The sequence below is a fragment of the Mycobacterium sp. D16R24 genome, assembly GCF_002013385.1.
In the GTDB taxonomy this organism is placed as follows: Bacteria; Actinomycetota; Actinomycetes; order Mycobacteriales; family Mycobacteriaceae; genus Mycobacterium.
Window position 1 is genome coordinate 106277 of record NZ_MAEV01000013.1, and the last position, 14218, is coordinate 120494.

Annotated in this window: 11 protein-coding genes; 5 read left to right on the forward strand and 6 right to left on the reverse strand. The window is 61.2% G+C overall.

Features of this window, described 5'->3' with window-relative positions; translation table 11 throughout:
* The first annotated feature begins 60 nt into the window (after positions 1-60).
* The 4 genes from B4383_RS11940 (at position 61) to B4383_RS11955 (ending at position 2566) form a co-directional block, all read left to right on the forward strand.
* Complete coding sequence (locus tag B4383_RS11940; protein WP_078292693.1) at positions 61-585, forward strand: DUF402 domain-containing protein; 525 nt, start codon at positions 61-63, stop codon at positions 583-585.
* Complete coding sequence (locus tag B4383_RS11945; RefSeq protein WP_078292694.1) at positions 578-1576, forward strand: Gfo/Idh/MocA family oxidoreductase; 999 nt, start codon at positions 578-580, stop codon at positions 1574-1576. Before B4383_RS11940 ends, B4383_RS11945 begins: the two co-directional genes overlap by 8 nt.
* Before the next feature lie 41 nt (positions 1577-1617).
* A complete protein-coding gene (locus B4383_RS11950) occupies positions 1618-2028 on the forward strand; it encodes a hypothetical protein (protein WP_078292695.1) in 411 nt (136 codons plus the stop codon).
* A gap of 61 nt (positions 2029-2089) precedes the next feature.
* Positions 2090-2566 carry a DUF5078 domain-containing protein gene (locus B4383_RS11955; protein WP_078292696.1) on the forward strand — a complete coding sequence of 159 codons (477 nt, stop codon included), beginning with the start codon at positions 2090-2092 and terminating at the stop codon, positions 2564-2566.
* A gap of 139 nt (positions 2567-2705) precedes the next feature.
* Here the strand turns inward: B4383_RS11955 and B4383_RS11960 are convergent, their stop codons facing one another.
* The 4 genes from B4383_RS11960 to B4383_RS11975 form a co-directional block, all read right to left on the reverse strand.
* Positions 2706-5690, reverse strand: a complete 2985-nt coding sequence (locus B4383_RS11960) for an RND family transporter (protein ID WP_078292697.1) — start codon at positions 5688-5690, stop codon at positions 2706-2708.
* Positions 5687-6187, reverse strand: a complete 501-nt coding sequence (locus B4383_RS11965) for an MmpS family transport accessory protein (protein WP_176126699.1) — start codon at positions 6185-6187, stop codon at positions 5687-5689. The genes B4383_RS11960 and B4383_RS11965 overlap by 4 nt, the downstream gene beginning before the upstream one ends.
* 754 nt (positions 6188-6941) lie before the next feature.
* Positions 6942-9896 carry an RND family transporter gene (locus B4383_RS11970; RefSeq protein ID WP_078292699.1) on the reverse strand — a complete coding sequence of 985 codons (2955 nt, stop codon included), beginning with the start codon at positions 9894-9896 and terminating at the stop codon, positions 6942-6944.
* The gene (locus B4383_RS11975) at positions 9893-10288 is read right to left on the reverse strand and encodes an MmpS family transport accessory protein (protein WP_234803077.1); all 396 of its coding nucleotides are present in this window, start codon (positions 10286-10288) and stop codon (positions 9893-9895) included. Before B4383_RS11975 ends, B4383_RS11970 begins: the two co-directional genes overlap by 4 nt.
* A gap of 364 nt (positions 10289-10652) precedes the next feature.
* On the opposite strand from B4383_RS11975, the gene B4383_RS11980 reads away from it, so the two are divergent.
* Complete coding sequence (locus B4383_RS11980) at positions 10653-11318, forward strand: TetR family transcriptional regulator (RefSeq protein ID WP_078292700.1); 666 nt, start codon at positions 10653-10655, stop codon at positions 11316-11318.
* Positions 11319-11320: 2 nt separating this feature from the next.
* On the opposite strand, the gene coaE is transcribed toward B4383_RS11980, so the two are convergent.
* Positions 11321-12517: a dephospho-CoA kinase gene (gene coaE / locus B4383_RS11985; RefSeq protein WP_078292701.1), complete on the reverse strand. Its 1197-nt coding sequence runs from the start codon at positions 12515-12517 to the stop codon at positions 11321-11323.
* 181 nt (positions 12518-12698) lie between these two features.
* Positions 12699-14150 (reverse strand): 30S ribosomal protein S1, encoded by a 1452-nt coding sequence (gene rpsA / locus B4383_RS11990; RefSeq protein WP_078292702.1) that lies wholly within the window; start codon positions 14148-14150, stop codon positions 12699-12701.
* Positions 14151-14218: the final 68 nt, after the last annotated feature.

The following is a 14218-nucleotide window of genomic DNA, read 5'->3' on the forward strand; positions in this document are numbered from 1 at the left end:
GTAAGCCGAGGGTCCGACATCCCTTCTACTACCAGTGCGGAAGGCAGGGAGGAAACCAGCGTGCACCCGCCCAAACGCGAGGTCTTCGACCTCGATGCGATGACGAACACCGACCCCAAGGGAATCGTGCGGTCTGTGGACGAGTACCGGATAGAGCCCTGGGGACTCTTCATGGCTCGCCCGACGCCCGGGCGGGCGCAGTTTCACTATCTGGAATCCTGGCTGCTCCCGACGCTGGGACTGCGTGCGAACATCTTCCACTTCAATCCGGGCTACGAGCGCGATCAGGATTTCTACCTTGATGTCGGCGACTTCGTCCCCGGGCCGTCACAATGGGTGGCCGTCGACCACTATCTTGACCTCGTGGTGCGCTGCGAACGTGAAACCGAATTAACGGATGTAGACGAGTTGCTCGAGGCTCATAAGGCAGGATTGTTATCCACTGCCACAACAGAACTCGCCGTCCGCCGGGCGGCCACGACCATCAGCCACCTCGCCAGGCACGGGCATGACTTGAACGCCTGGCTCGCCGCGGCCGGAATGCCGTTGACCTGGCGCGACCCGAACGGAGACGCTCATGCCTGAAGCCATTCGCTGGGGAATCATCGGACCGGGCCGTATCGCGGAAAGTGTGGCCCGCGACTTCCCGCTCACACCGGGAGCCGAGCTGGTGGCCGTTGCCTCCCGGTCGGTGCAGCGTGCCCGGGACTTTGCGGAGACGCACCGAATTCCACGTGCCTTCGGCTCCTATCGGGGACTGCTCTCCGACCCCGATATCGACGCTGTGTACATCGCCACCCCACACCCCCAGCATCGGCAGGCCGCCATCGCGGCGCTCACCGCAGGCAAAGCGATCCTGGTCGAGAAGACCTTCACCGCGACGGTGTCCGGAGCGCAAGAGATCATCGATATCGCAAGGGCCCGTGGCGTTTTTGCGATGGAGGCGATGTGGACACGGTTTCAGCCGGCGATCGTCGCGGCCAAGAAACTTCTCGATGATGGGGCCATCGGCGAGGTCCGTCAGGTGCAGGCGGACCTCGGGGTCGACCGCCCGTTTGATCCCGACGACCGGTTGTTCAATCCCGCGCTGGGTGGCGGAGCACTACTGGACCTTGGTGTTTACGTGGTCTCGCTCGCCCAATACTTCCTCGGCGATCCAGCGGCCGTGGTGGCACACGGTTCGCTGTTTCCCACCGGGGTGGACGCCGAGGCCGGCCTGTTGCTGCGCTACGACGACGGACGCACCGCGACGTTGCTGTGCTCACTGCTGCATCACACGCCTGGCCAAGCGCGCATCTTCGGCACCGAAGGCTGGATAGATATCCTTCCCCGTTTCCATCACCCACGCGAGATCGTGCTGCACCGCAAGGGATCTGATCCCGAACCAATCGTGAAACCTCCGGTTGGCGGCGGTTACAGTCACGAGCTCGAAGAGGTCACCGGGTGCCTGCTCGACGGCAGAGCGCAGAGCACGGTGATGCCCCTCGCCGATACGTTGGCCGTGCAGCGGATCCTGAACACGGCCTGCGAGCAACTTGGCGTGCGCCACACCGAAGACCCTGCTGACCTGGAGTGATCGCGTTGCCGCCGCTTCTTGAGCGCCGCTAAGATAGCGGTATGCGTCCCCTCCTCCGAGGGCTGGGCGCTGCCGGGGCAGCGGCGGTCACGCTCGCGCTTCCGGCAGTACCGGCCTCCGCAGCCGAGCTGCACAACATCAGCTACATCGCTCGTGTCGATGGCCTCGGCCGCGGTATCTCCGTGACATTCAAGACCGATCCAGTGGACCGGCGGACCGAGCAGCCCCGTCTGGGGCCAGGCGAGTCCTGGGAGGTGAACCTGGTGATGGAGGATCCCGCGCAGGCCGGGATGACCGTTCGGGTGCTGCCTCCCTATGGCGTCGGGTTGCACTGTGAGGTGCAGGTCGACGATGTCGTGGTCGACTCCCAGGACCTGACGGTTCCCCCCGCTCTCGGGATCTTCAACGGGCCCGTCAACGACTCTGTCACCTGCGGTCACTTCAATGCGTAACCAGAGTCAAATTAGTCACTTTCGCACCCCGGACCTGCATGAAAACCGCTACAATGGCGCCATGCGCCTGAACTCCATTCGTAGCAATATTCGCGGTCCATTCCGCGCTGCCGGAATTGCGATAGTCACCGCGGGCATCGCCGCGAGCACATTCCCCGCGATTGCATCCGCAGACTCCACCGATGACTACCCAATTCCCCGCCGGATGCTGAAGACCACGTGTACTGCCGAACAGTACCTGGCCGCGGTCCGCGATTATGACCCGATTTACTACACGCGGTACATGATCGATAAGAACAACAAGCCCGATTATGTGCAGCAGGCGACGATCGACCGGATTCATGAGTTCTTCGCCAAGGACTACACGGGTCGCCGTGCCGAGTCCGAAGTCTTCGCGGTGAACTACCCGCCAGAGGCGCTAACGTCTCAGTGGCCCAACTGGGGCAAGATCTTCTTCAACAACAAGGGTGTCGTCGCTAAGGGCACCGAGAACTGCAGCAAATACCCGTCCGACATGTCGGTGTGGGACGGCCCCTAACCCCAAGCGCACAGTAAAAACGCCCCGCGGTGATCACACCGGCGGGGCGTTTTTCTGTCCGCATTCAATGCCGCACAAACACTGCAAAAAGTTCGGCCCCCATGCTCACAGAGCATGGGGGCCGAACTTTCACTAGTCGTTAGATCGCAGGTCGCGGGAATTCCGCGGTGACCGGATCATCATGTGCGGGACCCGAACCGACCGGAACCGGAGCCGGCGGTGGCGGAACCTGCTGCTCAACCGGCACAGGAGGCGGTGGTGGATCGGTGGCATACTTGCTGACCTTCATGGGCCACCAGAACCATCGACCCATCAGGGCGGCAATGGCTGGTGTCATGAACGCCCGGATGATGAACGTGTCGAAGAGCAGACCCAGGCAGATCGCCGATCCCGCTTGGCCGATCGCGATCAGATCGCTGGTGATCATCGAGCCCATGGTGAACGCGAACACCAGGCCGGCCTGGGTGGCGACACTTCCCGATCCGCCCACACCTCGAAGGATGGCGGTGTTCAGACCACCGTGCAGCTCTTCCTTGAATCTGGACACCAGCAGCAGGTTGTAGTCCGATCCGACCGCCAACAAGATGATCACGGTGAACGGCAGCACGAACCAGTGCAGCTCTAGGCCAAGAATGTGCTGCCACAGCAGCACCGACAGGCCGAAGGATGCCCCCAGCGATATCGCGATGGTCCCGACGATCGTGAACGCCGCCACCATGCTTCGCGTGATGACCAGCATGATGACGAAGATCAGGCACAGCGACGCGATCACCGCGATCATCAGGTCATACTTCACCATCTCGCCGATGTCGTGATAGGTCGGTGCCGTGCCGCCGAGATAGAGCTTGGCCTCGTCCAGGGGGGTGCCCTTGATGGCGTTCTTGGCGGCCTTGAGTTCGACCTCGGTGTTGGCGAGCGACTCCTTGCTGGCGTAGTCGCCCTCGTGCGTGATGATGAACTGCGCGGCCTTGCCGTCCGGCGACATCATCAGCTTGACGCCCTTCTTGAAGTCCTCGTTATCGAAGGCTTCCGGCGGCAGGTAGAAGAAGTCGTCATTCTTCGCCTCATCGAACGCCTGACCCATCACCGTCGCGGTGTCGGTCATGCGGTCCATCTGCGTGATCATGCCGTTCATCGTGCTGTACATGGTCAGCATGGTGTTCCGCATGTTCTTGGTGATGGCAATCATCGGTGGAAGCTGCTCCACCATCTGTGGCATCAGCTTGTCCATCTTGTTGATGTCCTTGACCATGCCGTCCATGTTTTCGGCCATTTTGTCGATGCCGTCAAGAGTGTCGAATATTGATCGCATTGACCAGCACATCGGAATATCAAAGCAGTGCTTATCCCAATAGAAGTAATTGCGCAACGGCCGGAACTGGTCATCGAAATTCGAGATGTTATCCCGCATTTCGTGAACGGTGCCTTGCAATTCCGTACTGACGCCCGCGAGATCATGCGTCACGTCGACTAGCTCTTTCATAATGCTGTACATGCGTTCCATGATGGCGACCATCGAACCCATATCGTCGGCCATCTTCAACATATCGGCCATGCTGTTCTTCAAGTAATTCATGTTCTCGGTCATCGATACCGATTGCATACTCACCTGGAAGGGCACGGAACTGTGGTCGATGGGTGCGCCCATCGGGCGGGTCATGCTCTGCACCTTGTTGATGCCCTCGGTGCGGAAGACGTTTTTGGCGATCCGGTCCAGCACCAACATGTTGGCCGGGGTCCGCAGATCCTTGTCCGCCTCGACGATCAGGATGTCGGGGTTCATTCTCGCCTTCGAGAAGTGCCGGTCGGACGCCTGGAAGCCTTGAATCGACGGCAGGCCAGTCGGGATGTAGTACCGATCGTTGTAGTTGACCGAGTACGTGGGCAGGATGCCCAAGCCGACGATCGCGATGATCATCGTGACCACCAAGATCGGTCCCGGCCAGCGCACGATGGCGGTGCCGATCTTGCGCCATCCCCGGCTCTTGATGGTGCGCTTGGACTCCAGCAGCCCGAACTTCGTCGCTATCAGAATCACCGCCGGACCAATGGTGAGCGAGGCGGCCACCACCACCAGCATGCCAATCGCACACGGCACACCCAGCGACTCGAAGTACGGCAGGCGAGTGAATTTCAGACAGAATGTGGCGCCCGCGATGGTGAGGCCCGAACCCAAGATCACGTGCGAGACACTGTGATACATGATGTAGAAGGATTCGAGCCGGTCCCTGCCCTCGGCCCGTAGCTCGTGATAGCGGCCGATTTGGAAGATCGCGTAGTCGGTCCCCGCCGCGATGGCCAGGGACGTCAGCAGGTTTACCGCGAATGTCGACAGGCCAATGATTTCGGCATTGCCCAGGATCGCGACCACGCCACGAGCGGCACCCAGTTCAACGAACACCATGAACAGGATGAGCAGCACCGTCGTGATAGACCGGTAAATGAGGAGCAGCATCACGGCAATGACGATGAAGGTGATACCCGTCATCTTGAGCATGCTCTTGTCGCCGGCGTCGTTCATGTCCATCGTCAGCGCGGCCTGGCCGGTGACGAAGACCTTGAGCCCGTCGGGATACGTGCCGTTCTTCTTGCTCTCGTCGATGAGCTTGGCGACGATGTCCTGGACCGCCGTGACGGATTCCTTGCCGTCCGTCGTGCCTTGGTCACCACGGAGATTCAGCTGAACGTAAGCAGATTTTTCGTCGACACTCTGCGCGCCACCGGCGGTGATCCGATCGCCCCAGAAGTCCTGGGCGTATTCCACGTGCTTGGTATCGGCACGCAGTCGTTTGACCAACTCGCGGTAGAACGTGTGCGCCTTGTCGTTCATATCGGTGGAGAACTTGGTGTCGCTCTCCAGCAGGACCATCACCATGCTGTCGTCCTTGAACTGCTGGAACAGCTCACCTTGACGCTTGATGGCCTGATACGACGGCGCGTCCTTGGACGCCAACGACACCGAGTGCTCCTTGCCGACCTCTTCGAGCTGCGGCACGACGACGTTGACGATGACCGTCAACACCAGCCAGGCAAGAATGATCGGTACGGAGAACGTGTGGATGAACCGCGCTATGCGCGAAGGCTTTTGGGTTGCGCCATTCGTGGAAGCGCTATGTGTGCTCATGCGGATTTCACCATGCAGAAGACTTGGGCGTTGCGGTTGGACACAGTCTGTTCGTCCTTTACTTCACCGTTAGACAGGATGCGGCAGCCGATTTCATCGCTATCCCCCATCGCGACGACATTGGCGAAGACAGAAGTCATCGTCGTCGTGATGGTTAACGTCCACGGCAGTGTGGTGAACTGGGCGCGCTGCGGCTGCGCCCGGTCATCGAGATAGTTGACCTCACCCTTTGTCCCTGCGGGACCGAAGATTTCGTAGACGATGTCTTTCGGGATGATGTTCTTGGAGTCATCCTTGATGCCGATCGCCTGATTGATGTTGGTCGAGCCGAACACGCCGTGAAGTCGATAGACACCAAACGCGGCGGCCGAGATCACCACCAGAACGACAAGCGGGACCCATACCCGCGCCAATACCTTGAAAATGGTCCAATCCCCTTCACCCGTGTGGCCCGGGGGCCAACAACTCGACTCTGCCCATCGCGTCCGGCCGTGCATGTCCGTGATTTGCGCGCAAATAGTTACCAGCCAGTACGACAGCGTGTTGTTTTTGCGGAGCCAGCGAGCGCGTGGGGTGCCCGGTCACAACATCCGTTCATCCCACCCGGCTCCGCTCATACCCGTTTTCTCAGTAATTCGTAAGGGATACTACATACGTTTGTCAGGGAACTGTACATGTGTCATCAGTCACAACTTGCGCATTTCTTCCCCTGGACACCCGAAACAGCCTAGTTAGCTACAAGAAAATGTCAACAACCGGTGACACGGATCTATTCCCCGCTTCTTTTCGTCAATGTTACGAAAGCGCCAGCTCGCACATACAAGTTAGTGACTGGCCTAAGAATCACACCAGCTACCGGACCTAGCCAGTGTTTGCCACGGCTACCTTTCAGCGGGTTGTCCGACGTGGGCTCGACAGCCTCAAGCGCACGCGAGCCCCGCTCGTGTCGTGGCGGGTAAAGGTGACTAAGACCGGGCGATTCGGAGGGCGTGTCCTTCGCCACATCACGAGACATTTGTCCATTAGCAACGCGGAGCTCACCGTCGCAAGCCCAGGGCGACAACGAATTCAGCAAACTATTTGCATGCTATTCGACGCCCGGCCCACCCCATGGCGGCGTCGATAATCAGGAGATCCCACCATTCACCAGCGTGCGTTATCCACACGCCGGTACAAACTCTGGGCACAGCGGTCTACCTGCGGTCAGCCCCTGGGCAGCTGAGATGAACCCGCCAGCGAACGACCGAACAGTTAGACCGCTGGCCTTGGGAACTCGGTCGTCACCGGGTCATCCCCCGGCCCCGAACCGACTGGCGCCGGTTGAGGAGATGGCGGCACGGTCGTCGGCGACTGAGGCGTCCTCGGCGGTGGCAGCGGCCGGGTGCGTACGTTCAGCGGCCACCAGAACCAACGGCCGAGGATGGTCGCGATGGCCGGAGTCATGAACGAGCGCACGATGAGCGTGTCGAACAACAGGCCCAACGCAATCGTCGTTCCGACCTGCCCGATGATGCGCAAGTCGCTGACCACCATCACGGCCATCGTGAAGGCGAACACCAGGCCGGCGGAGGTCACCACGCTGCCGGTACCGCCCATGGAGCGGATGATGCCGGTTTTTAGCCCGCCATGGAGTTCTTCCTTGAGTCGGGAGACCAGTAGCAGGTTGTAGTCGGAGCCCACTGCGAGCAGCACGATGATGGCCATCTGCATGACGAGCCAGTGCAATTCGATGCCTAGTATGTACTGCCAGATGATGACCGATAAACCGAATGAGGCGCCCAGGGACAGCGCAACCGTGCCCACGATGACCAGCGAGGCCACGAAGCTTCGCGTGATGAGCAGCATGATCAGGAAGATCAGGCACAGCGCGGAGATGCCGGCGATCATCAGGTCGTATCGGGCGCCATCGGACATGTCCTTGAACACGGCCGCGGTGCCACCCAACTCGATCTTGGCGTCTTCAAGGGGCGTGCCCTTGACGGCCTCGATCGCGGCTTGCTTGATCGGCTCAACGTGCGCGAGGCCTTCAGGCGTCGCGGGATCTCCGCGATGCGAGATGATCATCCGGACCGCCTTACCGTCCGGCGATAGGAACGACTTCAGGCCGCGTTTGAAGTCGGCGTTGTCGAAGATCTCTGGCGGGAGATAGAACGAGTCATCGTTCTTGGCGGCGTCGAACGCCTTACCCATGGCGGTCGAGTTCTGGCTCATCTCGTCCATTTGGTTGTAGAAGCCAGACATGGTGCTGTGCTGCGTCAGCATCATCTTCTGCATGTCTTCCATGATCGGAACCATTGCGGACATATCCGACACCATCTTGGGCATCAGCTGATCCATTCGCTCCATGTTGACCACCATGCCGTCCATGGTTTCGGTCATCTCATCGATCTTGTCGAGGGTGTCGAAGATCGAACGCATGGCCCAGCACATGGGTATGTCGAAGCAATGCTTCTCCCAGTACAGGTAGTTGCGAATCGGGCGGAACCAGTCGTCGAAGTTCGAGATGCTGTCGCGCATCTCGTGGATCGTTCCTTGCAGGGTGTGCATATCGCCGACGAGCGAGTGCGTGATGCCCGCCATCGTGGTCATGTTGGCGAGGGTCCGCTTCATGATGACGACGTTCTCGCCCATCTTGTCGGCTTGGACCTTCATATCGGCCATCCGGTCCTTCATCAGCTTCATGTTCTGCAGCTGACCCACGCTCTGCATGCTGATGAGGAACGGGATGGAACTGTGCTCGATCGGCGTGCCCTGCGGGCGCGTAATCGCTTGCACACGAGCGATTCCCGGAACGCGGAACACCGCCTTGGCGACCTTGTCGATGACCAGGAAGTCCGCCGAGTTCCGCATATCGTGATCGGCCTCGATGAGAAGCATTTCCGGGTTCATCCGGGCCTGTGAGAAGTGCCGGTCCGCGGCCTGGAAACCTGCGTTGGCGGGGATCTCCTTGGGGATGTACTTCTTGTCGTCGTAGCTGGTCCGGTATCCGGGCAGTGCCGCCAGACCGATGATGGCAATCGACAACGCGGCCGCGAGCACCGGGCCGGGCCAGCGCACGATCGTGGTTCCGATCTTGCGCCAGGCACGAATTCGCATGGCGCGCTTGGGCTCGAACAGTCCGAAGCGGCTGCCGATCGTGATCAGCGCCGGTCCCAGGGTGAGCGACACGAGCACGCCCACGAGCAGGCCGACCGAACATGGCACACCCAGGGTCTGGAAGTACGGCATGCGCGTGAAGCTCAGGCAGTACATGGCGCCGGCGATAGTCATGCCCGAGCCCAGGATGACATGCGCCGTGCCGTGGAACATCTCGTAGTACGCGGCCTCTTTATCAGCGCCCATGGATCGGGCTTCCTGATAGCGGCCAATCAAGAAGATGGCGTAGTCGGTTCCGGCTGCGATCGAGAGCATCACGAGCAGGTTCACCGCGAAGGTGGACAGGCCGATGATCTCGGTGTTGCCCAGGAAGGCGATGACTCCTCGTGCCGCGGAGAGCTGAATGCCCACCAGCATGAAGACCATGATCACGGTGAAGATCGACCGGTAGAAGAACAGCAGCATCACCACGATGACCACGAAGGTGAGCGCCGTGATGAGCTTCAGGCTGCCGTCACCGGCGTGGTTCATATCGGTCTGCAGCGCACCGGGGCCGGTGACGTACACCGTGAGCCCATCGGGAAGCTTGCCGCCGTCCTTGGTCCACTCCGATTCGAGCTGTTTGACGATGTTGCGGGCGGCTTCGGTGGACTCGTTGGAGAGGGTCTCGCCCATGTTTCCGGCGAGGTTCACCTGGACATAGGTGGCCTTGCCGTCAGTGCTCTGCGCACCGGCCTCAGTGAGCGGATCACCCCAGAAATCCTGGACGTGCTGAACATGCTTGGTATCGGCCCGCAGCCGCGTCACCATCTCGTCGTAGAACTTGTGCGAGCCGGGGCCGAGCCGCTCCTGCCCTTCGAGCACCACCATGACGACGCTGTCGGAGTCGGACTCCTTGAACATCTTGCCCATGTTCTTCATCGCCTGCATCGCGGGCGCGCTCTGCGGGCTGAGTGACACGGTATGCTCCTTGCCCACCTGCTCCAGCTGCGGAACAAAGGTGTTCAGAGCAAAGACGATGGCCAACCAGCCGATGACGATGGGGATCGACAGGCGCCGAATCCATTTGGCGATGAAGGTGGGCTCGCCTCCGCCGTGTGCCCCGCTCATGCGGACTTCACAAAGCAGTAGACGTAGGCGCTCACCTCGTTGGTATACCTTTCATCTTTTTTCTCATCATTGGCCGTGATGCGGCAGCCCAGCCCATCGGCATTACGCGTCTGCGCCAGGATGTTTCCCGTCATCGACGGTGCCGTCGTGACGATCTCGATCGACCACGGCAAGACCGCACCGTTGATCTGATGCGGTTCGCCCTCTTTGTCGATGTAGTTGATGTCCGCGATGGTTCCGGGCGGGCCGTAGATCTCGTAGACCACATGCTTGGGCTTTGAATTGTTTTTGTCGTCGGTCATGCTGCCGGCGTAGGTGGGCAGCTGATGAGAACCGAAAATGCCGCGAATCCGCCATACCGCGAAGCCTGCGATGGCAAGGACGAGCACCATCACCACCGGGATCCACGCCCGCTTCAATGCGCTGAGAATCGTAAAACCCCTTCACCCGTTGACGTTTCGCAAGGCGACGCCACCTACTGGCCCGAACCTGACGCAACTACTGATCGGATAACCGCACCCGTCCGCCCCATTGACCAGGGCGGCGCAGCAATCGCCGCGTGATGGCTGCTTCGAGCCTGCGATGCCTAGGTGCGCGCACCCAGACGTTTCTCGAAGTAAACCATGCCTAAGTGCGGAACAGTTGACTCCCTTCCAGCGCGTTCATCAGGATCTTTAACGCATATGGCGTGCGTAACGCACGCTACCGGGTGGTTCGCTGCCTCGCAAATCACACGCCGTGCGTTATCCTCGGCACGTGGCGCAACTGACATTCCAACGCGCCCGCACCGACGAAAAGAAGCGTCAGCGGGCGGCAGCGATCGTGGAAGCCGCACGGTCGCTCGCTGTGGAATCGGGTGTCACCTCGGTGACACTGACTGCCGTCGCCAATCGCGCCGGGGTGCACTACTCCGCGGTTCGGCGCTACTTCAGCTCGCATAAGGAAGTGTTGTTGCACCTGGCCGCCGAGGGGTGGACCCGCTGGTCGGACACGGTGTGCGCCGCGCTGGCCAAGCCCGGCCCCGACTCCCCCGCTCGCGTGGCCGAGGCTCTCGTACACGGGCTCGTCGACGATCCACTGTTTTGCGACCTCCTGGCGAACCAGCATCTTCACCTGGAACACGAGGTCGATGTCGAGCGCGTTGCTGAGGTCAAGCAGATCAGTAACGCCGCCGTGATGGCGATCGCCGAATCGATCGAACACACGCTCCCCGAGATCGGCCGCAAGGGTTCACTGGACATCTTGGTAGCAGCGTTCTCGCTGGCAGCCATGCTGTGGCAGGTCGCGCACCCGCCCGAGGGCCTGGACCACGACTATCAGAATGAACCGGGTGTCCCGCCCGACTGGAGTCTCGACTTCGAGCCGGCATTGACACGGCTGCTGACGGCAACCTGTGTCGGTATCGTCGCGGACACGCACTGAGTTCAGCGCGTCGAAAGCGTCCACCCGGTCTTATCTGCCCAAGCCAGTGCGCGCGGATAGGCCTGCGCAAACCAGGGTTCCTTGGCATCCACATAGGCGGCCGGATCGCCACCCGACGCAGTGGCTGCGCGCTCGGCCGCGTGTTTTACGGCACGGTATTCGTCTCGCGCCTGCTGATCGGAACGCAGCCAATCCCTGAAGACCAGAGCGAACCGCTGTCCTGGCCACCCGTCGACTCGCAGATGTACCAGAACCGCGCGCCCTGGATCGCCGGAGCCGTGAATTCGCTTGCCCCATTTGGCCTTGTCGGCGTCATGCGGATCGTCTGAGGTGATGCCAGTGATCGGGGGCAGCCCGATCCCTGCCAGCGGATCGGCCAGGGCATCTGCCACCTCGAGTGAGTCGACGGTTACCTGGATATCGATCACGTCCTTGGCATCGAGCCCGGGTACCGCGGTGGAGCCGATGTGGTCGATCCGAAGTGCCTTCGACCCGCACGCCACCGCGATCCGGTTTCCCGCGCGCTGCGCTTGTGCAGGCCAGGTGGGATCGGCGTGCACCAGCACCGGTGCCCACGGTGCCCGTTGCCGTGTGCGCAGGTTATGCGCATAAGGCGACAACCGAGTAGACCAGAGATCACGAACTGTCTGTGCGAGTGCTTCGGTGTCGCCTGAGTTATCCAGCCACACATCGGCAATCGCGCGGCGTTGTTCATCGCTGGCCTGCGCGGCAACACGTGCACGGGCGTCCTGTTCGTCCATGCCCCGATGCGCGATGAGTCGCGCCACCCGTGTCTCGATTTCTGCGTGCACCACCAGCACCAGATGGTAGAAGGGTGCCAACGAGTTCTCGGTGAGCAATGGAATGTCTTCCACCACAACGGCATCTTCGCCCGCCGTGGCCATCAGTTCGGCTCGGCGGGCTCCGACCAAGGGATGCACAATGCCGTTGAGAGTAGCGCGGTGCGTGTCGTCCTGGAATGCGATGGCCGCCAATGCGGGGCGATCCAGGGCGCCGTCGGGCCGCAGAATCGAATCACCGAATGCCTCGACGAGCGCCACCAGGCCGGGTGTTCCCGGTTCGACCACTTCACGCGCGATGACATCGCTGTCCACGATGAACGCACCACATTCCGCGAGCGTTCGTGACACCGTGGACTTCCCCGCTCCGATTCCTCCGGTCAGGCCGATCCGCAACATGCCCGCAGTCTGTCACAGGGTGAGCGCCGCCTGATCACCAGCACCGCCGAGTCGACGCGAGGTGGTGGGCGGAAAGCGCTTCGCGGCAATGTGATTGACCGCAGCCGCCACGACTAGATGCGTGGGCATACGAAAGGGGCCCCGGTACGTAACCGGGGCCCCTTCCTTTCAGAACACGTGCTTAGGCGTTGCCTGCCAGCTTCTCGCGCAGTGCGGCGAGCTGCTCGTCGTTGGCGAGCGAACCACCCTGCGACGCCGAATCATCGGACCGCGACGAGCTGGAAGAACCGTTCGCCACGGCAGCGGCCTCCGCCTCGGCGGCGGCTGCAGACTTCTCCATCTGAACGGTGTGCATCTTGTGACGACGCTCGGCCTCGGCGTACCGGGCCTCCCACTCTTCACGCTGCTTGTCGAAGCCCTCGAGCCACTCGTTCGTCTCGGAGTCGAAGCCCTCCGGGAAGATGTAGTTGCCGGCCTCGTCGTAGCTGTCGGCCATGCCGTACTTCGAGGGATCGAACTCCTCGGTGTAGTCCTCGTTGGCCTGCTTGAGGCTCAGCGAGATGCGGCGACGCTCCAGGTCGATGTCGATGACCTTGACCATCGCGTCGTCACCAACACCCACAACCTGATCCGGCACCTCGACGTGGCGCTCGGACAGCTCGGAGATGTGCACCAGACCTTCGATGCCCTCCTCGACACGGACGAACGCACCGAACGGAACCAGCTTGGTGACCTTGCCGGGCACGATCTGGCCGATGGCGTGAGTGCGAGCGAAGTGGCGCCACGGGTCTTCCTGGGTTGCCTTCAGCGACAACGAAACCCGCTCGCGGTCCATGTCGACGTCGAGAACCTCGACGGTGACCTCGTCGCCCACCTGAACCACCTCGGACGGGTGGTCGATGTGCTTCCACGACAGCTCGGACACGTGAACCAGGCCGTCAACCCCTCCGAGATCGACGAACGCGCCGAAGTTGACGATCGAGGACACGACACCCTTGCGGATGGCGCCCTTGGTGAGCTGGTTGAGGAACTCGCTGCGCACCTCGGACTGGGTCTGCTCCAGCCAGGCGCGGCGGCTCAGCACCACGTTGTTGCGGTTGCGATCGAGCTCGATGATCTTGGCCTCGATCTCCTTGCCGATGTACGGCTGCAGATCGCGGACACGACGCATCTCGACCAGCGATGCGGGCAGGAACCCGCGCAAGCCGATGTCGAGGATCAGGCCGCCCTTGACGACCTCGATGACGGTGCCCTTGACGGCCTCGTCCTTCTCCTTGAGCTCCTCGATCGTGCCCCAAGCCCGCTCGTACTGAGCGCGCTTCTTGGACAGGATCAGGCGACCTTCCTTGTCCTCCTTGGTGAGGACCAGGGCCTCGACCTCGTCGCCCACGGAAACGACCTCGTTGGGATCGACATCGTGCTTGATCGACAGTTCGCGGGACGGGATGACACCTTCGGTCTTGTAACCGATGTCAAGAAGAACTTCGTCGCGGTCAACCTTGACGATGGTCCCTTCGACGATGTCGCCATCGTTGAAGTACTTGATCGTCTTGTCGATGGCGGCGAGAAAATCCTCGGCCGAGCCGATGTCGTTGACGGCTACTTGCGGCGAGGTGACGGTGGGACTTGGCATGTGTTGGGTTGCTCCGGACAGGTTGTGTAGTAGGGACAGTTCTGCCTACAGCTAGCTTCAGCTGTGGG